The sequence below is a fragment of the Paenibacillus praedii genome, from assembly GCF_049725345.1.
Classification (GTDB): Bacteria; Bacillota; Bacilli; order Paenibacillales; family Paenibacillaceae; genus Pristimantibacillus.
This window is the reverse complement of the sequence record NZ_JBMWAM010000021.1, coordinates 18,659-45,017: the sequence shown is the minus strand read 5'-3', so window position 1 is coordinate 45,017 and position 26,359 is coordinate 18,659. Positions and strand designations below refer to the sequence as shown.

The following is a 26,359-nucleotide window of genomic DNA, read 5'->3' as shown; positions in this document are numbered from 1 at the left end:
TTAGAATGGCTGAAGTGAAGACAACCCCGCGCTACCAAGGGAAACGGCATCGGCTCGACAAGCCGGAGCTGCTGGCTCCCGCCGGAAATTTGGAAAAGCTTAAATTTGCGGTTCACTATGGAGCTGATGCGGTCTATATTGGCGGACAAAAATATGGCCTTCGCTCGAATGCGGATAATTTCAGCTTTGAAGAGATGCGAGAAGGCGTAGAGTTCGCTAATGGCTATGGCGCTAAGGTGTTCGTAGCCACAAACATTTATGCCCATAACGAAGATGTTGAAGGTCTGGAGGCGTATTTGCGCAAGCTTGAAGAGGTCGGAATCGCTGCCATTATCGCTGCCGACCCGGCGATCATCGAGACAGCTCAACGTGTTGCACCGAAGCTGGAGGTGCATCTAAGCACGCAACAATCGACGCTGAACTGGCAGGCAGTGCAATTTTGGAAGGAAGAGGGGCTGCCTCGGGTCGTGCTTGCCCGTGAAACCAGCTTCCAGGATATCGCAGAAATAAAGAAGCATGTTGATATTGAGATCGAAGCTTTCATCCACGGAGCAATGTGTTCTTCTTTCTCTGGGCGCTGCGTACTCTCGAATCATTTCACGGACAGAGACTCCAATCGCGGCGGCTGCTCGCAATCCTGCCGCTGGAAATATGATTTGTATGTAGACGATATGCCCCTTTATCCGGAAGAGGAAGACAAGTTTACGATGGGCTCTAAGGACCTATGCATGATTGAATATTTACCTGAGCTTATTGAGGTCGGCGTGGACAGCTTTAAGATCGAGGGTAGAATGAAAAGCATCCACTACGTGGCAACGGTGGTCAACGTATATCGCCAAGCGATTGACGCGTATTTCGAGAATCCAGAGCATTTCGTGCTGAAGCAGGAATGGATCGAGGAAATCAATAAAGCGGCTAACCGGCCGCTGAATACGGGCTTCTTCCTTGATACGCCAGGAGCGGAGGATCATATATACGAGCCGGAGGAAAAAGCCGCTCCCTATGATTTTGCCGGCGTTGTGCTTGATTATGATGTGAAAACAGGCTTTGCAACCGTACAGCAGCGCAATCATTTCAAGCGCGGACAAGAGGTTGAATTTGTCGGACCGGGAGGCACATTCTTTAAGCAGACAGTGAGTGAGATCACAGATGCAGACGGGAATGAGCTGGATGCGGCAAGGCATCCGCTGCAGCACATCCGGATTCGTACCCTTAAGCCTGTGAAACCGATGGATATGTTACGTAAAAAAGTTGGAAAAAAGTGAGCTTCACAGGGATAAATGTGGAGAGCCTTATTTTTTTCAAAAATAAGGCTCTTTTTTTATTATTATTATTATAAATCGATTGCCGCCTGCCGATATAAAATAATAGGCTGTAAATACATATTTCGGCAAGATTCGCTAGCAACTAATGAACTAAATCTGAATGACAATTCTAAAGGCGGTGTCTTACCCAGTGAAAAACGCAGATGAACAAAAGGCTAAGCAGTCAAAGAGCCAAAAACAGGACAAGGAGCAGGGCGGAGAAAAAAAGGAAAAGTCCGAGCTGGCATTGAAAGCGCAATCAGGCTTGAAGGTGCTGTCCAAGGCAGCCAAGTCGGTATCGGGTACCGTTAAGGATACGAAGCTGTCTAATCCGATTAAATCGGTCGGTATGAAGCTGTTTTTAATTATCTTTTGCAGTATTATTGCATGTGTATTAACAATAGGTCTAATGGCTTACAACAGATCAAAAGATATAATAGAAAATAAGGTATCTGAAGCAAGCTTTGAAACGGTTAAACAAGTATCAAATAACTTGGATGTAATCTATAAAACATATGAGGATTTATCGCTTCAAATATTGATTGATAAGGATTTTCATGATTTTGTTCGTGAAATGCTGGACAGCGGCGATGATTATAAAAAGTTCGAAGCTTCGCGCAAGCTAAGCGAAAAAATGCAAAATTACATCATGGGAAATAATACGATCACAGGTATTATACTGCTTCCCATTAATCCTGAGCTGGGTGTCGTGACAGCAGGATCCGCAGCAGCTACCAATGCGGATAAGCTGGTGAAGTCCGATTGGTTTAAGGAAACGCTGGAGAAGGGCGGAAGGACGCATTGGATATCACCGCAGCCGGATGGTTTAGCCGGAACGTCCGATGCTCCGAGCATCGGAATTAGCCGTGTAATTAAAGACGGTATGTCTAATGAGTCCTCCTACGTATTATTGATTGAAATTAGTCTTGATTCTATAAGCAACCGCTATAGCGATGTGCATCTGGGTGATGGCAGCGAAATCGCGATCGTGGACAGTAGCGGAAACTACATAACGGCTACAAATCTTACATTAATAGGTAAGCCGGCCCAGGTTAAATTGCCGTTAGAAGGCGAACAAGCCATTGAAGGATCTATCAAAGTAACATCCACGGATGGTGCGGAAGTGCTGGCGGCCTACAAAACATTTGAAACGATGAATTGGAAGCTGGTGGGTACGGTTCCGGTCGATGAGCTGGTAAAGGATGCAAGAGCGATTCAGACGCTCACTTGGATTACGGTACTGATTGCAGCCCTGCTTGCGATTGCAATTGGTTTCCTCGTTATTCGTACTATCGCACAGCCGCTTGTGAAGCTGCGGAATCTTATGAATGAAGGTGCAGGCGGAAACTTGACTGTCAGCTCGACAATGAAGAAGCGTCAGGATGAGATCGGTGAGTTAAGCGACAGCTTTAACTTGATGATGTCTCAGATTAAGGCGCTTGCGGTACAAACGACACAATCTGCTGAGGACGTTCTCCTAACAGCGACGGATTTGACCGAAGCATCTCGGAAAACAGCCCTTTCCGCAAAGGAAATTGCAGTTGCAACCGAGGAGATTGCGGGCGGAGCAACAAGCCTAGCGGTTGAAGCGGAGAAGGGCACGGACCTTACAGCAAATATTGATGTTCAAATGAAAATGGTCATTGATGCTAATCAAATGATGGTTCAGTCAGCAAATGAAGTGGAGAAGGCTAGTGAGCAGGGGACAGCTTATATGGGCGTTCTCATAGAAAAAACAGGCATGACGGAGGAAATGACGCGTTCGATGGTAGAGAAGGTTAACGCGCTTAAGGAAAGCACAGGCTCCATCGTAAAAATTTTGGACGTGCTTAATAATCTTACAAAGCAAACGAATATCCTCTCTTTGAATGCAACAATTGAAGCCGCGCGCGCTGGTGCTGCCGGTAAGGGCTTCATGGTCGTAGCGGATGAAATTCGCAAGCTTGCTGATCAGTCGCGCCAATCCATCGATGTAGTGGGACAAATCACAGCAAAAATTAGAGGCGAAATTGACGAGACGGTGCATGTTCTATCGGATGCCTATCCGCTGTTCCAGGAGCAAATCGGTTCGGTTAAGGAAGCAAATCAAATTTTCTTGACGGTACAAGGCCAAATGGGTCAGTTCGTAGAGAAGCTTGATCTGGTTACGGATTCGATCAGCCAGCTGGATCAATCGCAAGCTGTATTAGCCGAAGCAATGACGAATGTGAGCGCGGTGGCAGAGGAGTCTTCGGCAACTTCTGAGGAGGTTGCTTCCTTAAGCTCAGAACAGCTAAGTATAAGCGATGGTATGGTTCGCTTATCGGAGAAGCTGGATACGGTATCGCGTGAGCTGAAGGACTCGTTGTCGAAGTTTAAAATTAATTAGTGCCGTTTCGTTTACGGCGAATCGTATGAATAGAGAGAGTCGTTCAGAGGTCGTTTCTGAACGACTCTCTTTTAGTTGTCATTGATGTTGTAATTATTTTGGCTGCAGGAGTTTGGCAGCCGAGCATAATTTGAATCAGGAGGTTTGAGGGGGACTTTGTTAAGGAAAAACTAGTAGAGAAGAAGAAAAAACATTGCAATGGTGGTGGCTAGGGTTGTTAAAAAGAATTTGGATGGCTGCATTGCTAATGACCATAATCATGCTGCTATATATTGGCCGACTTGCGTGGGTACAGCTTATACCGGGCAGTTCTTCCGCAGCCTTGCAATCGAGCGGCGTTAAGCGCGGCGGCTGGCAGCGGGTGTCAGTCATACAGCGGCAGAGAAATATGGTGCTGGATACGGGACGCGGTGATTTTTATGATCGATTCGGGTCGGCAATTACAGGGGAAACCTATTCGTCTATCGCATTTTTTCCGGTACGCAAGGAGGCTAGGGGGGATGAAGAAGCACTAAGGGGGCTGGCTAAGCTGCTGGATGTGCCTTTGGATCGACTGGTTGAGGAGTGGGATTCTGTTCGTGAGCCGATTTTTTGGAAAAAGGATGTGGAACGGCTTCCCGTGCGATTAACTGAGGAGCAAGTAAGCCGGATTAAAGCGTTAAAGCTTAATGGGATTCGAGTGCTGCCCTATCGAAATCGCTATCCGCTGGGATTTGAACCGAAGCATGTCATTGGTTTCACGAGCCAGCATCCTGAATGGCTGCAGTCCGAGCATCCTGACGATCTTGTTAAAGGCAATCGTAAGCTTACAGAGCAGGTAGGGGGAGCGGGACTTGAGAAATCGCTCGATCAGCTGCTTCATGGCGTTGGAGAAACCTCAGTTTCATATTTTATTGACGGTAAAAACGGACCGCTTCAAGGCCTTGATTTGCGGGTTACGCAGCCGAGAAATCGCTATTATCCACTGAAGGTAGTTACGATGCTGGATTTGGCTTTGCAAAATGAAATCGAGGCTTATGCCGATAAACACGGGCTGAAGGAAGGCGCGATCGTCGTACTGGACGCGAATAACGCAGACATCGTCGCAATGGTGTCTCGCCCAAAGCTGAAGCCAGGACATTTTCAATCGTCTGACGGAATGGAATGGGCGAACCATGCTCTGAAGGCAGCAGCTCCCGGCTCTGTGTTTAAGCTTGTAACAGAGGCAGCTGCTTTGGAGGCGGGTGTAGTGCACAGGCATGAGACATTTGTGTGCAACGGCGAATACGGCAAATACGGCTTGTCCTGCTGGAAGGAAGGCGGTCATGGCAGACTGACGCTTGAGGAAGCGCTTGCGCAATCCTGCAATATTGCTTTCGCGACCATTGCGGAGCGTCTTGAGGCATCGCAGCTTCAGCGCACGGCCGATGCACTTGGTATCGGGCATAAGGCTGGCTGGCATCGGGAGGAGCCCTTCGGTCCGTTCAAAGCGCCCCTCCGCTTGCTTGAGGAGGAGGAGGCAGGGCAGCTGTTTGCTTCAGTAAGGGGAGGTATTAAAGAGAGTGAGAAGGAAAAACGCGCGGCTGCGCTCGCAGCCGTCGATGGCGGAGTGCTCGCGCAAAGCGGAATTGGGCAGCGTGATGTAAGAATGTCGCCGCTGCAGGCGGCAAATTTGATCGTAACGCTGCTGAATGAGGGGCGCGTGATGGAGCCGCGCCTCGTCAGTGAAATCCGCTACGCCAACGGCCAGCGGATGGTGAAGCTGCCCGCACAGCGGGCGCAGGGCAGCAGTGGCCGGATCAAGCCGGCCACTGCCCATGCGCTGCTGCGCGGCATGGAGGCGGTCGTCGACCATGGAACAGGTCGTTCGATCCGCCAAGGGCTGTGGGCGGTAGCCGGGAAATCCGGCACCGCTGAAACAACGCGGGCCGGAATCGCTCGCAACCATCAATGGTTTGCAGGCTACGGCCCGGCCAAGACGCCGCGTTACGCCATTGCCGTGCTCGTGGAAAACCAGCCGCCTGGCAGCAAGCATCATGCGACCAAGCTATTCCGCGGCGTCATGGACATCGCCGCACGTATGACGAAGCAGCGTGACAGCTAGCCATCCATGCTTGCTGTCACTAAGGGCTGACTCAAAAGTATTAAGGCACAACTGGCCGATTTCTCAAAGTCCGCAAACGCGCCGCAGATTACTTTTTCTCCTCATCCTGTTCCTTCAAGCTGTCTACAAAAGACTCTCCATCAGCCTGACCGTCGAACTCGCCTTGAGGCGTATGGATCCACCGGTGAAAGTAGCCTTGATCATACAGCGCTTTGATGAGTATCATCAGAATCGGCGACAAGATGACGCCGGCAACGCCAAACAGCGATAACGAGATGATCATGAAGGCGAGCATCGTGAAGGCGGATACGCCTAGGGAGTCTCCTGTAATTTTGGGCTCGAGAATTTGGCGCGTAAGCACAACCACGAGAAACAGCGCGGAGAGCCATATGGCAAGCGAAACTTGACCGACGATCAGTAAGTATATGATCCAAGGAATAAAGACAGTCCCTACGCCAAGCAGCGGCAAAATATCAAAGATGGCGGCGACTACCGCAATAACGAATGCATTGTCCACGCCGAGCAGAATTAAGGCGATCAGGATGACGATGAACGTGATGCTGATCATTTTCGCTTGCGCTTTAATGTATAGGGCAATGCCCTTGAATACATTGTTGCGCAAAAAGAAAAACGCGTTTTTGAACGTTTTTGGCGTTTTTTCCTCTGCGGTCTGTTTCCAAGTCGTAATCTCGATACTTAAGAAATAAGCTAATATAATCCCGACGATAAAGTTGAAGACAAAGGTGGAAACTGAGGATACATACCCAACGATGTTCGACAAGACGTTTTCCGCAAAATTTCCGAGTGTCGCTGATGCCCCTTCGATCAAGTTGGTGGCGCGCTGCACCAAATCCCACTCGGGCGGCAATGTGCCAACCCTGAGTTGAAGCTCATGTGTAAGATTCGCGATTTGTACGGCCAGCATTTTTTGATATTTCGGGAAATTTTCCAGCAACGCATTTCCTTGCATTGTGAGCAGATAGGCTGCCCCCGAGAACGCCGCTAAAATAACAAGCGTGAACAGCAATACGGATATGCCTGACGCAATCGATTTTTTGAGGCCGAGCTTATGCAATCGCTTTGCAAGTGGTTCAATGCATAAGAAAATGACAAAGGAAAAAAATATAGGCGTTGCAATCCGATACAAATAGCTAAAGGTATACATAATTAAAAAGACGGTGAGAGCGATGAGAGCGATGTCAAAAGCGGTTCGCCAGTATTTTTTGTAAAATGGCAGCATGGTCATACTCCTTTTTTCCAAGATCACATTTCCATAAAGATTGTACTATAGTTTATAAAAAGATGCCTATTTTTTATTGCGTTATGCTACAATTATAGCTATTGCTGTTACCGCTATACATTCGTCGACTATTTCATATAACGGTGGGGAAAACAGAATGGAAAATTTGCTGCTATGGGGATTATACGTCGCAACCTTTTATGCGTTTCTCCCAGGCCTGATTAGCCGCACATTCGGCTTTCGCGTCTTTAAAAGGGGCCGCGTGGAGAAGGAAATTTCCTTAACGTTTGACGATGGGCCCGATCCTGTCTATACGCCGCAGCTGCTCGATTTACTCGCTCGCTTCGATGCGAAGGCGACCTTTTTTGTTGTAGGCTCGCATGCTGAAGGGCAGAAAGAGCTGCTGCAGCGAATGAAGAACGAGGGTCATATCATCGGTATTCATAATTATGTTCATAAATCGAATTGGCTTATGCGTCCTCGTACGGTTAAGCGCCAAGTTGAGCGAACAATTGATGTTATCGAGAACGCAGCCGGGGTCCGTTCGACTTATTACCGACCTCCTTGGGGGATCGTGAACGTATTCGATTATACCAATCTGGGTTATTTGCAAATTATATTATGGTCGGCTATGTTCGGGGATTGGCGGAGCCGTGTGGGCGCGGAGCGGCTGAAGAAGCGGATGCAGAAGAAGCTGAAGCCAGGCGAGGTTTTGCTGCTCCACGATTGCGGCTTAACGTTCGGCGCGGATAAGGATGCTCCTGGAAATATGCTTATTGCGCTGGAATCGTACTTGGAGGAAGGTGTGAAGCGGGGCTTCCGTTTCGTAGCCATTGACGAAATGATCAAGCTTACCGATGCCGCCAGAGCGGCTCATACCTCCATTTGGAAGAAATCGCTTATATCACTTTGGTTATTATGGGAGAGCGTCTTCCATGTCGTATTTCGCTTAAAAACAGTCGGTAATGAGGGTGATCCGGCTTTCCATTACCGGGTGACGACTTACAATGGGGAGACCGTTGAGCTTGTCACAGGCGGACGGATTGCCAAAGGAGATCGCATTGCAGAGCTTCATTTCGACAATAAGAAGCTTTCAACGATTGCTGCGACGTCCAAATCGCCGGTTGCTACAGGAATTCGGATGCTTAGAGAGGTAGAACAGGCGCTGCCAGTTCTCGCCAATCAGCTGGCGGCTGATCAAGAAGCGACTGACATCAAAGCAGTTTACGGCGTTACGATGATTCACCGCGGGGCGGACCGGCTCGGCTTTGAAATTTTTCAGCTTCCCGAAGGCTGGTTTGCCAAATCGACGCGACTCTATCTGAGCATACTTATCCGTGTTCTGACGAACACAAAAAATTCGGCGCAGAGCAGCAAGCGCAGGGAGCAGATTTCACCGCGAATGCTGTTTATGCCTGCTGCTACAATTAGAGGCTATGCTACCGCTCAGCCTAATAGCATGTTTGACAAGTCTGAGCGCGAAAACAAAGCTTTAGAGCTATCTATGAGCGCGGAAACCGACGAAGCTGCGCAATTAGGTACGAAAACAACAGCCATTTGATGTTGATAACGGTTTGCTGGAAACCAGCCGGCGCAGAGCCATACTCTGTGACGACTGGTTTTTCTAATTATGATCATATCATTTCGTTTAGGCCGCCTAACGCTACTTCATCTCCTCCAGCACGCTTGCAACGGGTAAATTGCACGAGACGAGTGTAATCACGATAGAATTTCACAATAAAAAGGAGTGCGACTATAACAGTCGGCACTCCTTCTTCTGTATTTGGTAAACTACATCTTCATAACGCCGCCAGTGCTGGCGGATGTTACGAGGTGAGCGTAGCGGGCTAGGTAGCCGCGCTTAATTTTAAGCTCGAAGCCTTTCCATTCGGAGCGGCGTTTCTCAAACTCCTCGTCGCTGATTAACAGGTCCATCGTACGGTTGTTCATATCGATCTCGATGATGTCGCCGTCTTGAACGAAAGCAATTGGACCGCCTTCCGCAGCTTCTGGGGAAGCATGTCCGATACTGATACCGCGGGATGCGCCGGAGAAGCGTCCATCGGTAACAAGGGCAACTTTGGCGCCAAGACCCATGCCTACGATTTGTGAGGTTGGGGCAAGCATTTCCGGCATACCAGGGCCGCCGCGAGGTCCTTCATAACGGATGACAACAACGTGGCCTTCTTTGATTTTGCCGCCAGCTATACCAGCAAGGGCTTCGTCCTGTGAATCAAAGCAAATAGCAGGTCCTTTATGGTAGCCGCCAACCGATTTGTCTACTGCGCCTGTTTTGATAATTGCTCCGTTAGGAGCGAGGTTACCGAACAGAACAGCCAAGCCGCCGCGCTCCGTGTGCGGATTGTCGATCGTATGAATGACATCCGTATCTTGAATTTCGCAGCCGATTACGTTTTCGCGGAGCGTTTTGCCAGTCACGGTCATGGTGTCGCCCTTTATAGCGCCTTCCTTCTTGAACAGTTCGTTCAAAACGGCGCTTACGCCGCCCGCATTATGCACATCCTCGATGTGATAATCGGAGGCTGGAGCGATTTTTGCCAAGTGAGGCACGCGCTCTGCCACTTCGTTAATCCGCTCGATTGGGTATTCAATGCCTGCTTCATGAGCGATAGCAAGCGTGTGAAGCACTGTATTTGTCGAACCGCCCATCGCCATATCGAGTGCGAATGCGTTGTCGATTGCATCCTTTGTCACGATATCGCGCGGCTTGATGCCAAGGTCAATAAGTTTCATCAACTGGCGAGCAGCATCTTTCACGAACTCTTTACGCTCAGGGGATACGGCGAGGATCGTGCCGTTACCTGGCAAAGCTAGTCCAAGACCTTCAGCTAAGCAGTTCATTGAGTTAGCTGTAAACATACCGGAGCATGAGCCGCAAGTCGGACAGCCGAATTGTTCAAGCTCCATGAGCTGCTCGTCGTTGATTTTGCCGGCTTGGTGAGCGCCAACGCCCTCGAATACGCTGGAAAGCGAAATCGAACGGCCATCGGACGTTTTGCCTGCTTTCATTGGTCCGCCGCTGACAAGCATCGTTGGGATGTTGACACGAAGCGCACCCATAATCATGCCCGGAGTAATTTTGTCGCAGTTCGGAATACATACCATACCGTCGAACCAGTGCGCATTAACGACGGTCTCGATGGAATCGGCAATAATTTCACGGCTCGCGAGCGAGTAGCGCATGCCGATATGACCCATTGCAATGCCGTCGTCGACGCCAATGGTATTGAACTCGAAAGGCACGCCGCCTGCTTCGCGAATGGCTTCCTTAACAAGCTTGCCGAACTCTTGAAGATGGACGTGACCTGGAATAATATCAATATACGAGTTACAAACCGCGATGAACGGCTTGCCGAAATCTTCTTCTTTAACGCCTGCGGCACGCAGCAAGCTGCGATGCGGTGCGCGGTCGAAACCTTTTTTGATCATGTCTGATCGCATTCTTTTGGTCGCCATGAAAGTGTGCCTCCTATAAGCTTAATGAAATTCGATAATCTCAAGTTTATCACAATGGACAAGCGTTGGCTATAAGCCAATCCGGCACACACCGGGCTGCAATTTTTAAAAAACATTAAGATATACTTAAACATTGTGATATTGCGTCAAACGGAGGGAGATAGAGAACAAACTTCATGTATAGTAGGCTTATCGAACTCAATGAGGAGCAAGAGGAGGAGCGGAAGGCCGAACAAACGAAAAATGAACTCATTATAAATATGTCGCATGACTTGCATACGCCGCTCACCTCAGTTTTGGGTATTTGGGACTTATTGAGCAGGATCGTAAATATCATTTAATAATTGGGATCACTTTTGGAAATCGCTAGTCTAAGTCCGGATTCGCCTGACCACTGCGTTCGAGACTTATCTCCCTTCGCGGGATCGCCCTTGACCGTCACCACGGTTTCTTCGGCTATGAGCTTGCTGAGCATACCCGATTCCTGCACTGGAAGATGATGCACATAAATGGTGCAGCTCCACCTCATCCCGATAGGTTTTCTTAAGGTTTGGTTACAGTCTCCTTAAGCTGATGCTTCTATACTCATTCGTATAGAAAACAGTAGCGAAAGGGGATTTTTTTATGAGGCGCACATACAAAAGAAAGAGCAGTCCGCTGTTATAGCTTTCAGAAGGAGGTACTAGAAATGATGTTTGCTCATACACAGAGCAGGATTGGCATGCGAATGGCATAACTTAACGTGTTATATATATGTTAAATAAAATAGAGTGATAGGCGATTATAGTTGGATTTTTTTATTTTATGTCATGAAATATAACACAAAAATATTTACTTGCCAATATTTGATGTCTATAATGGAGTTATTATAGGCAAAGAGGTGGAAATATGCAGTTGACCGAACGAGAAAAAGAAAAGCTGCTCATCACAATTGCAGCGGATTTGGCAAAGCGGCGAATGAAACGCGGCGTTAAGCTCAATTATCCTGAAAGCATTGCGCTTATCTCCTCTGAAATTTTGGAAGGCGCGCGCGATGGGATGACCGTTGCGCAATTGATGGAATACGGAACGCAAATATTGAAGCGTGAGCAGGTTATGCCAGGCATTCCAGAGATGATCCATGAGGTGCAGGTAGAGGCAACCTTCCCGGACGGGACGAAGCTTGTCACCGTGCATCATCCGATAGCAGGATAATGAAAGGAAGTAATTCGAATGCTGGGGGGATAATAGCAAGGTGATACCAGGGGAATATCGTACAGCAGCAGGTGAAATCGAATTAAATGCCGGACGCCTGACGGAGAAACTAATGGTCGTAAATACGGGAGATCGTCCTGTTCAGGTGGGCTCTCATTTTCATTTTTTTGAAGTGAATCGCGCATTGAAGTTTGATCGAGAGAAGGCGTTCGGAATGCGGCTTCATATTGCAGCCGGAACAGCGGTACGCTTTGAGCCTGGCGAGGAGAAGCCGGTTATCGTTGTTGAGCTTGGCGGCTCCAAACTGTCTTACGGATTAAATGGGTTGAGCCGAGGCAAGGCGGAAGCGGGCGCTATGCCTGAATCGGTGCGAGAGCGGCTGGCAGCATGGGAGGAAGGGAACGCATGACCAAAATGGATCGGAGAAGCTATGCGGCTATGTTCGGCCCGACAACTGGAGATGCTGTAAGACTTGCCGATACGGAGCTATGGGCTCAAATCGAACATGATTACACCGTTTATGGCGATGAATGCAAATTTGGCGGCGGTAAGGTTATACGCGACGGCATGGGGCAATCAAGCGGGGCTTTGCGCTCGGAGGGCGTGCTGGATACACTGATTACCAATGCCGTTATTATTGATCATTGGGGAATCGTGAAGGCGGATATTGGTATCCGCGACGGAATGATTGTAGGCATTGGCAAAGCGGGCAATCCGGATATTATGGACGGCGTCCATCCGAATATGATCGTCGGCGCGAGCACCGAGGTTATTGCCGGCGAAGGGAAAATCGTGACGGCGGGCGGCATTGATTCGCATATTCATTTTATTTGCCCGCAGCAGATTGAGACGGCGCTTTCATCAGGCGTGACGACGATGATCGGCGGCGGCACAGGCCCGGCAACGGGGACCAACGCGACAACGGTGACCCCGGGCGCATGGCATATGCGGCGCATGCTGGAGGCTGCGGAGCAGTTCCCGATGAATCTGGGTTTTACGGGCAAAGGAAATGCTTCCTTCACCGCACCGCTTATTGAACAAATAGAAGCGGGAGCGATTGGACTGAAGCTTCATGAGGATTGGGGTACGACACCGGCAGCGATAGACGCTTGCTTGCAGGCAGCGGATCAATATGATGTTCAAGTCGCTATCCATACGGATACGCTTAATGAAGCAGGCTTTGTTGAGGATACGCTGGCGGCAATCGGCGGCCGTACCATTCATACTTACCATACAGAGGGGGCGGGCGGCGGTCATGCGCCGGATATTATTGTGGCGGCCGGCGAGCTGAACGTGCTTCCGTCTTCGACGAATCCGACGCGGCCTTTTACGATTAATACAATTGAAGAGCATTTGGATATGCTGATGGTCTGTCATCATCTGGACAGCAGCATTCCGGAGGATGTGGCGTTTGCTGATTCGCGAATTAGGCCGGAGACGATCGCGGCTGAGGATATTTTGCATGATATGGGCGTGTTCAGCATGATTAGCTCAGACTCGCAGGCGATGGGGCGTGTCGGAGAGGTCATTATCCGAACGTGGCAAACCGCTGACAAAATGAAGAAGCAGCGTGGTCCGCTGTCGCCAGACAACGAGCAGTACGATAATTTCCGCATTAAGCGTTACATCGCGAAATATACGATTAACCCTGCTATCACGCATGGCGTATCGCATCTGGTTGGGTCTCTCGAGACTGGAAAATTCGCTGATCTTGTCCTATGGAGTCCGATGTTCTTTGGCGTAAAGCCGGATCTGGTGCTGAAGGGCGGCAGCATCGCATATGCGCAAATGGGCGATCCTAATGCATCGATCCCGACACCGCAGCCTGTATTCGGGCGTCCGATGTTCGCTGCCTTCGGCAAGCTCGTATACAGCAGCTCGATTACCTTTATCTCGCAGGCTGCTTATGATCTTGGAGTCGCGCAGGAGCTGGGACTGCAGAAGCGGATCGAGCCGGTAAAGGGTTGTCGGTCTGTTACGAAGAAGGATATGATTCACAATGATGCAACGCCTGATCTCGCGGTTGATGCGGAGACCTATCATGTGACGGTCAATGGAGAGCATGTGACCTGCGAGCCGGCTGAAGTGCTGCCAATGGCGCAGCGTTATTTCTTGTTCTAGGAGCGGGTGCTGTCAGGAAAGCGGCTTATTACGGTTTGAAGGGAGAAAGCGGCAGCATGAACGATAATGTCAGATGGCTTGCCATGCAGCAGCTGCTGGATTCGGCATTGCCGATTGGCGGCTTCTCTCATTCCTTCGGCTTAGAAACATTGGTTCAGGATGGCAGGATGAACAGCTCCGCCCAGCTGTATGCGTATGCTTCTGCCATGCTGCTTCAAAGCTGGGCGAGCTCGGATGCGATGGTCATCAAAGCTGTCTATCGTGATGCTCCCGCAGCTGAATGGGAGCGCCTTTGGTCGGTGGAACGGATGGTTCACCTGCAAAGAGCGGCCTCAGAAACCCGAAGCGGTGTCGAGAAAATGGGAAGGCGTCTTCTCCAGCTTGCATCGGCTATACATCCTCAGCTGGATTGGAAGCCGCTGATCGAAGCGCTGCGCGTAAGCAGATGCTTCGCTTCGCATCCTCTTACGCATGGTTATGCCTGCTGGCAGCTCGGCATATCGGAGGAGCGGGCGATCCAAGGCTATTTATACGCTTGTATCGTTACCTGCGTGAACAGCGCGCTTCGACTGATGTCGATCGGCCAAACGGAAGGGCAGTCGTTGATTGCAAGATTGACGCCTTTAATAGAAGATGCTTTGACTGTTGCGCGAGAACTTGCGCCGGAAGAGGCTTATGCGAATATGCCGATGGCCGAGCTGGCGATGATGCGGCATGAGCGACTGTATTCAAGACTATTTATGTCATAAACAATTCATTTCATGGAGGAATGTACAATGTGCCAAGGACAAGGACATACGCATCAAGAATGGGAAAGCCCGGCAATAGACAGCTCGCGTCCAATAAGGATCGGAATCGGCGGGCCGGTAGGCTCGGGGAAAACCGCGCTTGTCGAGCGGCTGACCCGTGAACTTCATACGCGATATAACGTCGCGGTCATCACAAATGATATTTATACGAAGGAGGACGCTCGCATATTATTTCATACGGGCGTGCTGCCGGAGGAGCGCATTATCGGCGTGGAGACAGGCGGCTGCCCGCATACGGCGATCCGCGAGGATGCTTCGATGAATTTTGAAGCGATTGAGGAGCTGGAGCGGCGCTTTGAGAACCTGGATATGATCTTTATCGAGAGCGGCGGCGACAACCTGGCTGCGGCGTTTAGTCCTGAGCTTGTTGATCGGTTCATCTACATTATCGACGTCGCGCAAGGAGAAAAAATTCCGCGCAAGGGCGGCCCAGGCATCATGCGCTCCGACCTGCTCGTCATTAATAAAATTGATTTGGCGCCTTATGTTGGCGCGAGCCTTGAGGTCATGGAGGCTGATACGATCAAGATGCGCGGCAATCGTCCGTTCGTGTTCTCCAATCTGTTCGGCGGCGACGGCGTAGATGAAATCGTAAGCTGGCTGACGCATGAAATTGCGCACGCCCGCGGCACGGAGCACTCCCATATCATTCAATTGACAAATACACCGGCTGATCAACATTCTGCTTCTTAAAGGAGCTTGATCGAATCGTGAACAGAATGGAAGAGATACGCCCGAGGGCAGTCGAGCAGTCTATGCGTACTGCCTTACTCCGGGCATCATTTGCTAGCCGCAGCGGTCAGACGCTGCTTGAGCATAAATACCATACTGCTCCGATCAAGATCGCCAAGGCATTCCCGCTTGAAGGCCAACTTGGCGTGATTGTAATGGACGTATCACCCGGCCTGCTTGATGGTGACCGTTATGAGCTGGAATGGACATCGAGGCCCAATTCTCATGTCATGATAACGAACCAGTCTTATATGAAGGTGCATCCGAGTATGCCGGGAGGCGGTTCATCAATGCTGCAAAGCTTCGTGCTGGAGGAAAATGCGATTGTCGAGCATATGCCGGAGCCCATCATGCTCTATAAGAACGCAAGGCTGAAGAACGAAACGCAGGTCCATCTGAAGGCTGGGGCTATATGGATGCAAGCTGATGTCCTATGCCCGGGGAGAACGCTGCGGGGGGAACGCTTTGCGTATCGGAGCTACAGCAACAGCTTATCCGTTTACTACGAGAAGGAGCTTATTTTTTCGCAGCGGCAGCGGATTGAACCCGCTAAGCAGTCCATTACCGCGCCAGGCTGCTGGGAAGAAATGACCCACTCCGCGGCGTTCTATCTGTTCTCCGATCAGATTGACGGTGCGCTGTTAGAGCAGCTTCAGGAATGGCTGGATGTTTATTCTTCACCGATTGGACATCCGATCGTCGCCGGGGCCTCGCTAACGCATCGTCATGGCATTGCTGTCTCAGCGGCATCCACAGCAGCCTGGCCGCTGCAGCAAATGATGAAAGAGCTGTGGGCTTCAGTCAGAGGCCTGCTGCTTCATAAGCCGCCGCTTCGATTTTTGCAGGGGAGTTAAGGCGGGTTTTCAATGAGAGCTTAGTAAAGGTCATCCAGCGTTGCTGGTTGGCCTCTTTTTGTAGAAGGAGCTTCGTGGCATTTGCACGTTGACGCATGAGGAATGAAAAACTATACTGCTGTAGATATCATATGATTCACAGTCAAGTATAGGGGCGGTGACAGATTGGAAGATTTACAAATGGACAGGCTGGAGCTAATGAAGCGGTTGGACGAGTCGTTCCGTCAGGTACGCAGACTTATCAATGCGGAATGGAATACCTATAATGTCCATGGGCTTGGAATGACTCATGGAAGGATGCTGGTTATATTGGCGCAGTCGGGTCCGCAGAAGGCATCGGCCATGGCGGAGCAACTGCTGATCACGAGCGGCGGAGTGACCGGCATCGCGGATCGTCTTATCGAGCTTGGTTTTGTGAAACGGGAGCGCGGCGACCAGGATCGGCGCGTTGTGATGCTGCATATTACGGCAAAAGGCATGGAGGCTGTTGAACTCATTGAGACGGTACGTTTAAAAATGATGCATAAGCTCTTTGATGGAATGTCGATTACGGAGATGGAGCAGGGTCTTGACCTCTTTGAGCAAATGAGCCGAAATATGGAAATCAGTAATGTTACAAATTCGTGACTACTATAGTAATATATTATGATATGGGACTGACCACATTTTCGCTGCGCGCGATATTCGACGTGAAGGGTGCATACTACAACAAGGATATGGTCGGATTGCCAAAATGGGATATTCCGCTCATTAAGGATATTCCATAGCTGGGCGAAGTGATTTCCGGTCATTCAGGCTGCAGGGCTTCGCGATGCCGACGCATTTCACGATGATGCTGCCATAAATCGTAACGATCGCAGCCATGCTGTTCTTTAAGGACAAAAGCTATATGCAGGAAGCACGCAAGACTAACGAAAGCTCGCGTTAATTAAAAGGAGGTTGACAGCATGAATAACAAGGCAGAACGATTGAAGAAGGTTAACTATGTGAAAAGTACAGGGGTATCGCCTGAGCTAGCGCATCGCGTGCCGCCTGGCCAGATCGTAACGGAACGCTTTCCGATCCTGCATGAAGGCGAGGTTCCTCAATATGATCTGGGCAGCTGGTCGCTGCGCGTATTTGGCGAGGTAGAGCAGGAGCGTACGTTCAGCTACGAAGAGCTGATGGCGCTGCCGCAGACGAAGATGGTGCGCGATATTCACTGCGTTACGCGCTGGTCGAAGCTGGATACGGAATGGGAAGGTGTGAAGTTCACGGACCTGTTTCCTCTGCTAGGTGCTAAGCCGGACGCGAAATATGTGATGATTCATGCAGATGAGGACTATGATACTAATTTACCGCTTGAGGATGTGCTGCATGAGGATGTGATGCTGGCGCATCGCTTTAACGGCGAGCCCCTGACAGATAAACACGGCTGGCCGCTGCGTTTAGTCGTTCCGCACCTCTATTTCTGGAAAAGTGCGAAGTGGATTCGCGGCATCGAGTTCATGAAGGAGGATCGTCCCGGCTTCTGGGAGCGCAACGGCTTCCATAATTATGCCGATCCGTTTAAGGAGCAGCGATTCTCGGGAGAGGATCTTATGATACCTGAGGACGAATGGATGGGGAAGGATTTCGATTAATTGGCGGTTGAACGTGAAATGGACGCCGGATTAAAAGCGGTATCGAGGCTTGCTTCGAGGTGAGCCGCCTTTAATTTTTGCTTGAATTATTCCTTCTGATTCTGCACGCTTGGAAGTGAGAAGTCCCCATGCGGATTCGGAAGGAACAGGAGGAAGCGAGCATGGAGCATCGTACTTTATTTAAGCGGGAATGGCTGGAGGATGAGGTTCGTCCGCAAGCGAGCGCCTTTTATTTCAAAAATTGGAATGAGTTCGCGATGCCCTTCCATCGTCATGATGCGGTGGAAATCATGTATGTAATTAACGGCGTGTGTCAAATTGAATTAATGGATGCCACCGAAGCCATATCGGTTGTAACCTTGAAAAAGGGCGAGTTTGTGATACTTAACGCGAATGTGCTGCACCGTCTGATTGTGGACAGGCAAATGCCCTGCCGTATGCTGAATATCGAATTTAATACGGCGGCGGGGTCATCCATCTTTCCTTCGATCCGGCAATTAGCACAGCACGAGTACGATCTGGCTGAATTGCTAAGGGCGGGCCCGCTCTACTTCGTGCTTAGAGATACGGACGAGGTCTATCACACGCTCAAGACGCTTGTGCTGGAACTGGACAGCCGGGGCAAGGAAACGGGTACAATGGTTGATATGCTGTTCAGCCAATTGCTTGTTCAAATTGCCCGGATTTATCGCCAATCGCTATTCAGCGGCTCTCAGCAGCATGATATCTATGTGAACAAATGCATACAATTCATTCATCATAACTATGATCGTGATATACAGGTGAGGGACATTGCGGCTTCCGTCAATTTACATCACGGCTATTTGCACCGTATTTTCCGAGCGCAGCTTGGACAGACGATAACCGAATATTTGACGGGGCTAAGAATGGAAAAAGCCAAGATGCTGCTGCAGCAAACTGATATTCCTATCGTAGATATATGCGATTATATCGGTGTGGGCAGCCGTCAATATTTTCATGCTTTATTCAAGAAGAACACGGGCGCTACTCCTGTGCAATATCGCATTCAAATGACGGAGAGGCAAGAAAATGATTCAGGTAACTATGTCGAGATAAAGTGACGATTTCTGACAGCATGTTCGTCATCAGGTCACTATTTTGATAACGCTTTCGATAAATCGTTGTTACAATGTAGAGGAGCTTATACGACTCTATTAGACGATAATCGGAGGCTGATTGGCATGTCTACTTTTAAAATTGCATTTATTGGCGCGGGCTCAATCGGGTTCACGCGCGGACTGCTGCGCGACCTGCTCGCGGTGCCGGAGTTTCAGCACATTGAAGTTGCTTTTACGGACATTAATGCGCATAACCTGGAGATGGTATCGGCGCTCTGCCAGCGAGATATTATTGAGAATGGCTTGTCAATTTCCATCCAATCGACGACAGATCGGCGCGAGGCGCTTAAGGATGCCAAGTATGTAATCTGCACCATACGCGTTGGAGGGCTGGAAGCATTCGTTACGGACGTTGATATTCCGCTCAAATACGGCGTTGATCAATGCGTCGGGGATACGCTCAGCGCCGGAGGAATAATGTACGGGCAGCGTGGTATTGCGGAAATGATGAATATTTGCCGCGATATTCGCGAGGTTGCCGCAGACGATGTGCTGCTGCTCAACTACGCGAATCCGATGGCTATGATGACTTGGGCATGCAATAAGTACGGCGGAGTAAGGACGATCGGGCTGTGCCACGGCGTGCAGGGCGGACATTGGCAAATCGCTGAAGCATTCGGGCTGAAGCAGGAGGAAGTCGATATTATTTGTGCGGGCATTAACCATCAGACCTGGTATATCCAGGTTAAGCATAATGGCGAGGACCTGACCGGCAAAGTGCTGGAAGCTTTCGAGAACCACCCGGATTTCAGCCGTACGGAGAAGGTGCGGATCGACATGCTGCGCCGCTTTGGCTACTACAGTACTGAATCCAATGGGCATTTGAGCGAGTATGTGCCATGGTACCGCAAGCGTCCTGAGGAAATTATGGAGTGGATTGACCTTGGCTCGTGGATTAATGGCGAGACAGGAGGCTATCTGCGCGTATGCACGGAGGGGCGCAATTGGTTCGAGACCGATTTTCCGAATTGGATGAAGGATCCTGCGAATGAATTCAAAGCGGAGCTTCGCAGCCACGAGCATGGTTCATACATTATTGAAGGCTTGGAGACAGGACGCGTATATCGTGGTCACTTTAACGTGGAGAACAATGGAGTCATTGCCAATCTGCCTGCGGATGCGATTATCGAAGCTCCAGGTTATGTTGATCGCAACGGCATCTCGATGCCCACCGTCGGAGACCTTCCATTAGGACCTGCAGCTGTCTGCAATGTAAGTATATCTGTGCAGCGTTTAGCAGTAGAAGCGGCCATTCATGGCGACGAGCTGCTGCTGCGCCAAGCGTTCATGATGGATCCGCTGGTAGGCGCTGTTTGCAATCCGAAGGAGATTTGGCAGATGGTGGACGAGATGCTTGTCGCGCAGGAACAATGGCTTCCTCAATACGGCGAAGCGATTGCTGCAGCGAAGAAGCGCCTGGCCGAAGGGCCGCTGCTGCCTACGCGTGACTACCAGGGGGCAGCCCGCCTCAAGGTGAAATCCGTAGAGGAAATGCAGCAGGACCGTGAGGCGGCAAACAAAAATGCAGCAGAGTCGGATAAAGGGAAAGAGCGTGTCTAACGGGGAGCATATTTGAGCTCGATGGCCTCGAGCTTCGTCCCTGGCGGGCTCCAGGCCGGCGGGCCGAACTTTTTCAGATAGCTGAGCTTATTTATATAGTCGTCGACCGGCTGCTCCTCGTCCAGCTTTCGGAACAGCTCCCAGCAGGCAATGACGTCATTCAGCGCCCGGTGACCGCCAATAAGCGGGATGCCATATCTATTGGACATATCCTTTAGCGTATGCGGATAAAAATGCCTTGCGCGGCTTATCGTTAGTGTATCAATAAAGCTGTTCCCGAAGGAGCGGCCGGCTATGCGCTGCAAGGAATGATGGAGAAAGCCAAGGTCAAAGGCGGCATTATGCGCAATCAAAATATGATCGCCAAGCATCCGGTTTAAAATACGGAAGGCAGTATCCTCGTCCATCCCAGTCGCGGTCATTTCGTCCGTGATGCCGGTTAGCTCTGAAATTTTCGCTGACAGCTTTCCGTCATAGCGCACTAGCGTGCTGAATTCGCTCGCTATTTCTCCATTGACGCAGCGAATCGCGGCCATTTCAATGACTCGGTCCTTTTGCGGATCGAGGCCGCTCGTCTCAAAGTCGATGACGGTGTAAGAAGGTGTACTCATCGTTGCTTCACCACTTTTTCTAGGTATAGGGTTTAATTTCTTACGTTAATTATTCGATAAAAAATGACAATAACCTTTTCGCGCGCAAATGAAACGCCCCATTGCCGGCTCCTTGTTGAGCTTGCAATGGGGCGTTTGTTGTTTTTTGTGAATGACTTATGCTAACGGTTAGTGATTGTTGCCTGAAGCATTGCCTTTTTTATCTTTCGTTTTCGTTGTCGTATTTTTAGTCGCATGACCTTGCTGCTTCGCCATCGGTATACCCCCTTTACTAAGAGCTGCCACTAGTTTGTGCAGAAATTTCTCCTTTTAGCATTCAACTATGCCTCTTTTAAAGGTTTTGCTCCCCCGTCAAAATATGAATTGTAATTCTTTTTCAATCCCTTTCAAGTGCAGTTTGCAGGTCTAAACACGTGAACTATGATCAAAAACAAAGGATAGGTTCCCTATGGTGCTGTATATGGAAGCAAACAGACAAATTTGAGCAGGAGAGCGCTTTCTTCGGCGGCGGTCCTTGCGCACCTATGATAAAATGAATAAAAAGACAAAGTTAACCAGTTGATAAACAACGGGGGCTGCCGTAAATGAGCACAGGGTCGGGGATGTGGGCAAGATTGAATGTGTGGAGCATGCTGAAAGGAGCGCCGCTGCCGCCTGAACGCAGGCTGGGCAAGGATGCAATCACAGCGTTAATGATTCACTGCTGTTTTCAGTTTGGCGCTTCGATGTCAGGATTGTTTCTTAATTTATACTTATGGCGGCTGACGCAGGATCTGGTTGTGAACGGGGTTTACAATGTCGTCGTATTTTTGATCACTCCGCTGGCCTTCGCGCTCGGGGGATGGATCGCGAAGAAAAGGGACCGAATGGTTACCTACCGACTCGGCATTGTATTGATTGCGGTTTTTTATTTGATGGTTGTTATCGCTCAAGAGCAGGTCGCACAATATTATATCGTTTTTGCCATATTTAACGGTCTAGCCGCGGGCTTGTATTGGACGGGATATTTAGTCATTCAATATGACGTATCGACAGAGGCGAACCGTATTCGATTTCTTGCCATTAATATGGTCGTGTTTAATTCGGCTGGTCTGGCAGGACCAGCGCTGGCGGGGTTTATTATTGAGCGCAATGAGGGACTGCAGGGGTATATTTTTATATTTATGCTTGCCTTTATTATGTTTCTAGTCGCTGCAATTGTCAGCTTCCGAATACCGATGGTACCTTCGCATCATAAAGCCTATTATTTAAAGTTCATGGGGTTGGTGATGAACCGCAACCAGCGATGGCTAAAATCGCTGTACAGCTTTTTCATACTTGGGCTGTTTCAAGGCATCATGCTGTTTTTACCGAATATCTTGTTGTTTCAAACGGTTGGCCGCGAGGACTGGGTCGGTTATTTGGGCGTATTCTTTTCCTCGCTGACCGTAGCAACGGGCTATGTGATCTCACGAAAAGCGCAGAAGGAGCATGTCCGCAAATATGTTACTTTATCGACAACAGGAGTGGCGATTGGGTCGGCGCTGCTGCTTATTCAGGTCGAGTTTTGGTCTGTGGCAGTGTTTATGATTCTTTTCTCGATCTGCAATCCGCTTGCGGTCAACACGCTTACCTCTTATTATTACCGGCTCATGGGGACGCTTCCGCTCAAAGGTCAGCTGCGTGTCGAATCCGTCGTTATGCGGGAGCTGTTTCTAAACGCGGGCAGGGTGCTCTCCATCACGCTGTTAGTCGTCATTGCCAAGGATCTGCAGTCGATATGGCTGCCAGCCGTCTTGTTCACGATGGCGATGCTGCAGTATTTTTTGGTGCTGTGCATCAAGGAAAAGCAGGAGGAGTCGGAAAAGGTTAGCAGTGCATAAAGGAAGATCGCTTCTTATCTGCCGTGTCCCAGCGAGATGAAGCGATCTTCTGCTTTTATTTGTCTTATACACGTTTGCAATTCAGAAACAAATTGAGGATGACTTGCTTCAGCTTATCAGCATGATGACGGCGATGTTTTCGCCGGCAGTTCTTAGGGCATGACAAACCTCAAATCCATTCATGCCAGGCATCATCACATCCAAAATGACAACCTGCGGCCGAAAGGAGGCGGCTTCCTGCAAAGCGCTCTCCCCGTCATGAGCTGATCTGACATCAAAGCCCTCGTTCACGAGCCCTAGCTCGAGAAAATGTACGATGTTCGGCTCGTCATCGACAAGCAATATTTTAATTCCATTAAAGGATTTCATATTATTCCCCTCTCGTTGCTGCTACAAAGTCTATTATCGGTTTTTTTAAAGGGAGTTGCACTTGTTTAATTAGATTTTCAGCAAACTTTCGATAGCCCCTTTCGTATTCGTAAGGCTGGCTTTGTTCCTGACGGAGAGTGCCATTGTTTCATACCCTATACATATGGGATAATTATGAAGGCAACGAAGAATAGGAATGGAGAATAGGCATGAATAAATTCAGCATTAAGAAAAAGGCGGATTTGGCGCTTCTTATCTCAGCAATCGGTATTCTTGCGGCCTTCCCCTTTCATGATACCTTTTTAGGAGGCTTATTATTTTCGCTGTTCAGCGCGGCCACGATCGGCGGCCTGGCCGACTCGTTCGCGGTCAGCGCCTTGTTCGGCAATCCGCTGCGCATCAAATGGCCGCGATGGATGGGCACCAACATCATTGCGCGTAACCGGGAACGACTGATCGGCGAGCTCGTCACGATGGTCCAGAATGAGCTGCTGACGATTCCGAATATTAGAGAGCGGCTGAACGAGTACAATATTGCGAACGTTATCGTTACTTATTTGAAGCAGCATGGCGGAGAGGCAGACGTTAACGATATTTTGCAGCAGGTAGCGGATGACGTGATTACGACGATCGACCTGCAGGAATTGGCCAAAATGGTGCAAACGTTTATTCTTGAGCACGCGGATCACATCCAGGTTGCTGATCTGGCTGCCGATATCGGCGACTGGACGATCCGAAACCGTTATGATGACAGAATCATTTCCTTTTTGCTTCCCGAGTTGATCAAAATCGTAAAATCTGCGCCGTTCCGCGAGATCATGGGTCAAATCATTGATTCGGCTATTCGCTCCTATGAGGGAGATCAATTCAGAAGGAAGCTGATTGATTTTACAGCGGGTCTGGAAACAGCTAATATAAGCGGTAAAATGCAAGATTGGATCGTATCTTTCCTTGCGCAATTCGCCTCAGAGGACCATCCGCAGCGTTTGCAAATAAAGCAGTATATGGAGCAGTTTGCCGTTAGGTTGCGAACGGACGAGAAGCTGCGGGATCGAATTGAGGAAGGCAAGAAGAATCTGCTTCAGTCGGTGAAAGCCGAAATCAGGTTAGATGACTACATTCAGAAGGGGCTGGAATCGATTCGCCTTGCAGCAGAAGCAAATATGCAAGGCGAGCTGGAGCGTTATCCATGGATCAAAGACAGAGTTCATCAGGGAGTAGCTTATTTATCGGAAAATGAATTGCTGCTCGCTCGTCTGGATCAATATATAAAATCAACGCTGCTGAAGTGGATGGAGCAGAAGCATTCGTCTATCGGCAAGGTGGTAGCTGATAAGCTGAACACCTTCTCCGAGGAGGAGCTCATCTCACTGGTGAAGGAAAAGGCGGGCCGCGATTTGCAATATATACGAATCAATGGAATTGGGGTCGGCGCGCTCATTGGCGTTATTTTATTTCTATTGACCTTCTGGATAGGAGATTAACACGATGGCCATGAGAAAAAAAGCAAACCGAAGTCTTATTTTTCTAGCTATCTTATTCCTTGCGTCTGCTTGCTGCGTATATTTTTTCCCTAATCAATGGTGGGCCCGGATGCTGCTGTATACCTCAGAAGCCGGTCTGGTTGGCGCCTTAGCGGATTTATTCGCCATTACCGTTTTATTTCGCCATCCATTTGGCTGGAAATGGGTACCGCATACCGCGATTGTGCCAAAAAATCGTGATAAGCTGATCGAGGGAGTCGCAAGTATGGTGGAGCAGCAGCTGCTGAGCAAGGATCTGCTCAAGGATAAAGTCAAACAGCTATCTCTAGTTGAAACTGCGATCGCATGGGTAGACCGCCGTCCGGCAGGATCGGTAGTGGAGCAGCTGTGGACGCTAGTATCAGGCATGCTGGCTAAGGTTGATCTGAAGGGTATATCCATCAAGCTGGATGAGCAGGCTCGTAAAGGATTGAGCAATGTGAACCTGTCGTCCTATGCCGGCAAAGCGCTGAAATGGGTACTGGATAAAGGGGATTTTCAAAGCTGGCTTAGTCAAATTGTCGAATATGCCGCTAAGCGTGCTGCTGCGGAAGAGACGAAGCTTGTCATTCGCGAATTGCTCGGAAGAGAAAAGGAGAAATTCGTGAATCAGGGCAGCATCTTCTCCAAATGGCTCAAAAAAATGGCCGTAGAAATCGCCGAGTCGACGAACGCCTTAAATTTGGATGACGCGACGAATGCGCTATATGAAGATTTGCAGAAGCTCATTCAGGAAATGCGAAGCCCTCAGCATGAGCTGCGCGTCCTGCTGGAAAAAATGGTGTATCAGCTATCCGATAATTTGCAGCACCGCGAGGATGTCGCCGCTGCTGTTCATGAGTGGCGGGATGAGGTGATCGATAAAATCTCGCTGCTTCCTTCAATCGAGGCGATTGTCGGCAATTTCAGACGGCTGCTGACGCAGGATACGGGGCTGCAGCTTGCGACACTGGATAAGCATACCGTGAATCAGTCAGATATTAAGCATCTGATTAATCGTTTCGTTGAGACCTATTGGGAATGGTTCAAGTCAAATGAGGAAACAAAGGATTGGCTGGAGCAATATGCGCAGAAGTTTGTGCACAAAATCATTGAGACAGAGCATGCCATCATCGGCCTGATCGTCCGCAAAACGCTAGACAGCTTCACGGAGCAACGATTGGTGCAATTTATAGAAAGCAAGGTTGAGACCGATTTGCAGCGAATACGCATCAATGGAGCTTATATCGGTGCGGCGCTCGGTGCTGCATTTTATATTTTGCTTTACGGCGTTTATGAGCCATTGTTAAATTGGCTGCAGCTTGTATAGAGAGCAAAATAAACCTTATTATATTTGAAAAAGAAGCTGTTTAGAAAGCTATGAACGTAGCGATCAGACAGCTTTTTTTTGAAAAAAAGATTATCAGAAATCGCGGGATAAAGGACGAAACCAATGCGAATCTATTGTACAATGTGATCGTAGCGACCAAAGCTGCGGGTATTCGTGCTCAT

General features: G+C 49.4%; 21 protein-coding genes and 3 pseudogenes. 19 read left to right on the top strand and 5 right to left on the bottom strand.

The features are described 5' to 3' along the window. Positions 1-5 precede the first annotated feature (5 nt). The 3 genes from ACO9K6_RS17145 to ACO9K6_RS17135 all read left to right on the top strand — a co-directional run bounded on the left by ACO9K6_RS17145 (position 6) and on the right by ACO9K6_RS17135 (position 5,755). Positions 6-1,265 carry a peptidase U32 family protein gene (locus ACO9K6_RS17145; RefSeq protein WP_424768766.1) on the top strand — a complete coding sequence of 420 codons (1,260 nt, stop codon included), beginning with the start codon at positions 6-8 and terminating at the stop codon, positions 1,263-1,265. 388 nt (positions 1,266-1,653) lie between these two features. Beyond that, a complete protein-coding gene (locus tag ACO9K6_RS17140) occupies positions 1,654-3,672 on the top strand; it encodes a methyl-accepting chemotaxis protein (protein ID WP_424768800.1) in 2,019 nt (672 codons plus the stop codon). Between the two features lie 214 nt (positions 3,673-3,886). Beyond that, entirely contained in the window at positions 3,887-5,755 is a 1,869-nt protein-coding gene (locus ACO9K6_RS17135) for a peptidoglycan D,D-transpeptidase FtsI family protein (RefSeq protein ID WP_424768765.1), read from the top strand. An 88-nt stretch (positions 5,756-5,843) separates the two neighbouring features. Here ACO9K6_RS17135 and ytvI read toward each other — a convergent pair whose 3' ends face one another. Beyond that, the gene (gene ytvI / locus ACO9K6_RS17130; protein WP_424768764.1) at positions 5,844-6,995 is read right to left on the bottom strand and encodes a sporulation integral membrane protein YtvI; all 1,152 of its coding nucleotides are present in this window, start codon (positions 6,993-6,995) and stop codon (positions 5,844-5,846) included. A gap of 157 nt (positions 6,996-7,152) precedes the next feature. Here ytvI and ACO9K6_RS17125 point away from each other — a divergent pair, with 157 nt between their 5' ends. Next, positions 7,153-8,556, top strand: coding sequence for a polysaccharide deacetylase family protein (locus ACO9K6_RS17125; RefSeq protein ID WP_424768763.1), 1,404 nt, complete (start codon positions 7,153-7,155; stop codon positions 8,554-8,556). Between the two features lie 230 nt (positions 8,557-8,786). Here the strand turns inward: ACO9K6_RS17125 and ilvD are convergent, their stop codons facing one another. Continuing rightward, positions 8,787-10,472 (bottom strand): dihydroxy-acid dehydratase, encoded by a 1,686-nt coding sequence (gene ilvD / locus ACO9K6_RS17120; RefSeq protein WP_424768762.1) that lies wholly within the window; start codon positions 10,470-10,472, stop codon positions 8,787-8,789. A gap of 194 nt (positions 10,473-10,666) precedes the next feature. Here ilvD and ACO9K6_RS17115 point away from each other — a divergent pair. Then, a pseudogene (locus ACO9K6_RS17115) lies at positions 10,667-10,795 on the top strand (two-component sensor histidine kinase); the annotation flags it as partial. A 14-nt stretch (positions 10,796-10,809) separates the two neighbouring features. On the opposite strand, the gene ACO9K6_RS17110 reads toward ACO9K6_RS17115, so the two are convergent. Beyond that, entirely contained in the window at positions 10,810-10,977 is a 168-nt protein-coding gene (locus ACO9K6_RS17110) for a hypothetical protein (protein WP_424768761.1), read from the bottom strand. A gap of 383 nt (positions 10,978-11,360) precedes the next feature. On the opposite strand from ACO9K6_RS17110, the gene ACO9K6_RS17105 reads away from it, so the two are divergent. The 11 genes and pseudogenes from ACO9K6_RS17105 (at position 11,361) to melA (ending at position 20,503) form a co-directional block, all read left to right on the top strand. After that, the gene (locus tag ACO9K6_RS17105; protein WP_424768760.1) at positions 11,361-11,666 is read left to right on the top strand and encodes an urease subunit gamma; all 306 of its coding nucleotides are present in this window, start codon (positions 11,361-11,363) and stop codon (positions 11,664-11,666) included. A gap of 40 nt (positions 11,667-11,706) precedes the next feature. Then, positions 11,707-12,075: an urease subunit beta gene (locus tag ACO9K6_RS17100; protein WP_424768759.1), complete on the top strand. Its 369-nt coding sequence runs from the start codon at positions 11,707-11,709 to the stop codon at positions 12,073-12,075. After that, complete coding sequence (gene ureC / locus ACO9K6_RS17095) at positions 12,072-13,787, top strand: urease subunit alpha (RefSeq protein WP_424768758.1); 1,716 nt, start codon at positions 12,072-12,074, stop codon at positions 13,785-13,787. The genes ACO9K6_RS17100 and ureC overlap by 4 nt, the downstream gene beginning before the upstream one ends. Positions 13,788-13,843: 56 nt before the next feature. Continuing rightward, complete coding sequence (locus ACO9K6_RS17090) at positions 13,844-14,536, top strand: urease accessory protein UreF (protein ID WP_424768757.1); 693 nt, start codon at positions 13,844-13,846, stop codon at positions 14,534-14,536. Between the two features lie 27 nt (positions 14,537-14,563). Further along, positions 14,564-15,289, top strand: a complete 726-nt coding sequence (gene ureG, locus ACO9K6_RS17085; protein WP_424768756.1) for an urease accessory protein UreG — start codon at positions 14,564-14,566, stop codon at positions 15,287-15,289. Positions 15,290-15,315: 26 nt separating this feature from the next. Beyond that, a complete protein-coding gene (locus ACO9K6_RS17080) occupies positions 15,316-16,182 on the top strand; it encodes an urease accessory protein UreD (RefSeq protein ID WP_424768799.1) in 867 nt (288 codons plus the stop codon). Between the two features lie 165 nt (positions 16,183-16,347). Further along, a complete protein-coding gene (locus ACO9K6_RS17075) occupies positions 16,348-16,809 on the top strand; it encodes a MarR family winged helix-turn-helix transcriptional regulator (RefSeq protein ID WP_424768755.1) in 462 nt (153 codons plus the stop codon). A 23-nt stretch (positions 16,810-16,832) separates the two neighbouring features. Beyond that, positions 16,833-16,946: pseudogene (locus ACO9K6_RS17070) on the top strand (ABC transporter permease); the annotation flags it as partial. Between the two features lie 183 nt (positions 16,947-17,129). Beyond that, a complete protein-coding gene (locus ACO9K6_RS17065; protein ID WP_424768754.1) occupies positions 17,130-17,804 on the top strand; it encodes a sulfite oxidase-like oxidoreductase in 675 nt (224 codons plus the stop codon). A gap of 161 nt (positions 17,805-17,965) precedes the next feature. Further along, positions 17,966-18,886 (top strand): AraC family transcriptional regulator, encoded by a 921-nt coding sequence (locus tag ACO9K6_RS17060; RefSeq protein WP_424768753.1) that lies wholly within the window; start codon positions 17,966-17,968, stop codon positions 18,884-18,886. A 120-nt stretch (positions 18,887-19,006) separates the two neighbouring features. Beyond that, positions 19,007-20,503, top strand: coding sequence for an alpha-glucosidase/alpha-galactosidase (gene melA / locus ACO9K6_RS17055; RefSeq protein WP_424768752.1), 1,497 nt, complete (start codon positions 19,007-19,009; stop codon positions 20,501-20,503). Here melA and ACO9K6_RS17050 read toward each other — a convergent pair. Further along, positions 20,500-21,114 (bottom strand): 3'-5' exonuclease, encoded by a 615-nt coding sequence (locus tag ACO9K6_RS17050; protein ID WP_424768751.1) that lies wholly within the window; start codon positions 21,112-21,114, stop codon positions 20,500-20,502. The two genes, melA and ACO9K6_RS17050, sit on opposite strands and share 4 nt — an antisense overlap. Before the next feature lie 584 nt (positions 21,115-21,698). On the opposite strand from ACO9K6_RS17050, the gene ACO9K6_RS17045 reads away from it, so the two are divergent. Further along, positions 21,699-22,976: an MFS transporter gene (locus tag ACO9K6_RS17045; protein WP_424768750.1), complete on the top strand. Its 1,278-nt coding sequence runs from the start codon at positions 21,699-21,701 to the stop codon at positions 22,974-22,976. Between the two features lie 117 nt (positions 22,977-23,093). On the opposite strand, the pseudogene ACO9K6_RS17040 reads toward ACO9K6_RS17045, so the two are convergent. Continuing rightward, positions 23,094-23,345: pseudogene (locus ACO9K6_RS17040) on the bottom strand (response regulator); the annotation flags it as partial. Between the two features lie 209 nt (positions 23,346-23,554). On the opposite strand from ACO9K6_RS17040, the gene ACO9K6_RS17035 reads away from it, so the two are divergent. Together ACO9K6_RS17035 and ACO9K6_RS17030 are read left to right on the top strand one after the other, a co-directional pair. Further along, positions 23,555-24,829 (top strand): DUF445 domain-containing protein, encoded by a 1,275-nt coding sequence (locus ACO9K6_RS17035; RefSeq protein WP_424768749.1) that lies wholly within the window; start codon positions 23,555-23,557, stop codon positions 24,827-24,829. A gap of 4 nt (positions 24,830-24,833) precedes the next feature. Then, complete coding sequence (locus ACO9K6_RS17030) at positions 24,834-26,177, top strand: DUF445 domain-containing protein (protein WP_424768748.1); 1,344 nt, start codon at positions 24,834-24,836, stop codon at positions 26,175-26,177. The last annotated feature ends 182 nt before the right edge of the window (positions 26,178-26,359 follow it).

Coding starts and splice junctions, on each gene's coding strand:
- ACO9K6_RS17030 (WP_424768748.1), top strand. CDS start 24,834: ATGGCCATGAGAAAAAAAGCAAACCGAAGTCTTATTTTTCTAGCTATC.
- ACO9K6_RS17090 (WP_424768757.1), top strand. CDS start 13,844: ATGAACGATAATGTCAGATGGCTTGCCATGCAGCAGCTGCTGGATTCG.
- ACO9K6_RS17035 (WP_424768749.1), top strand. CDS start 23,555: ATGAATAAATTCAGCATTAAGAAAAAGGCGGATTTGGCGCTTCTTATC.
- ACO9K6_RS17060 (WP_424768753.1), top strand. CDS start 17,966: ATGGAGCATCGTACTTTATTTAAGCGGGAATGGCTGGAGGATGAGGTT.
- ACO9K6_RS17065 (WP_424768754.1), top strand. CDS start 17,130: ATGAATAACAAGGCAGAACGATTGAAGAAGGTTAACTATGTGAAAAGT.
- ACO9K6_RS17105 (WP_424768760.1), top strand. CDS start 11,361: ATGCAGTTGACCGAACGAGAAAAAGAAAAGCTGCTCATCACAATTGCA.
- ACO9K6_RS17045 (WP_424768750.1), top strand. CDS start 21,699: ATGAGCACAGGGTCGGGGATGTGGGCAAGATTGAATGTGTGGAGCATG.
- ureG (WP_424768756.1), top strand. CDS start 14,564: ATGTGCCAAGGACAAGGACATACGCATCAAGAATGGGAAAGCCCGGCA.
- ACO9K6_RS17080 (WP_424768799.1), top strand. CDS start 15,316: ATGGAAGAGATACGCCCGAGGGCAGTCGAGCAGTCTATGCGTACTGCC.
- ACO9K6_RS17140 (WP_424768800.1), top strand. CDS start 1,654: ATGAAGCTGTTTTTAATTATCTTTTGCAGTATTATTGCATGTGTATTA.
- melA (WP_424768752.1), top strand. CDS start 19,007: ATGTCTACTTTTAAAATTGCATTTATTGGCGCGGGCTCAATCGGGTTC.
- ytvI (WP_424768764.1), bottom strand. CDS start 6,995: ATGCTGCCATTTTACAAAAAATACTGGCGAACCGCTTTTGACATCGCT.
- ureC (WP_424768758.1), top strand. CDS start 12,072: ATGACCAAAATGGATCGGAGAAGCTATGCGGCTATGTTCGGCCCGACA.
- ACO9K6_RS17125 (WP_424768763.1), top strand. CDS start 7,153: ATGGAAAATTTGCTGCTATGGGGATTATACGTCGCAACCTTTTATGCG.
- ACO9K6_RS17145 (WP_424768766.1), top strand. CDS start 6: ATGGCTGAAGTGAAGACAACCCCGCGCTACCAAGGGAAACGGCATCGG.
- ilvD (WP_424768762.1), bottom strand. CDS start 10,472: ATGGCGACCAAAAGAATGCGATCAGACATGATCAAAAAAGGTTTCGAC.
- ACO9K6_RS17050 (WP_424768751.1), bottom strand. CDS start 21,114: ATGAGTACACCTTCTTACACCGTCATCGACTTTGAGACGAGCGGCCTC.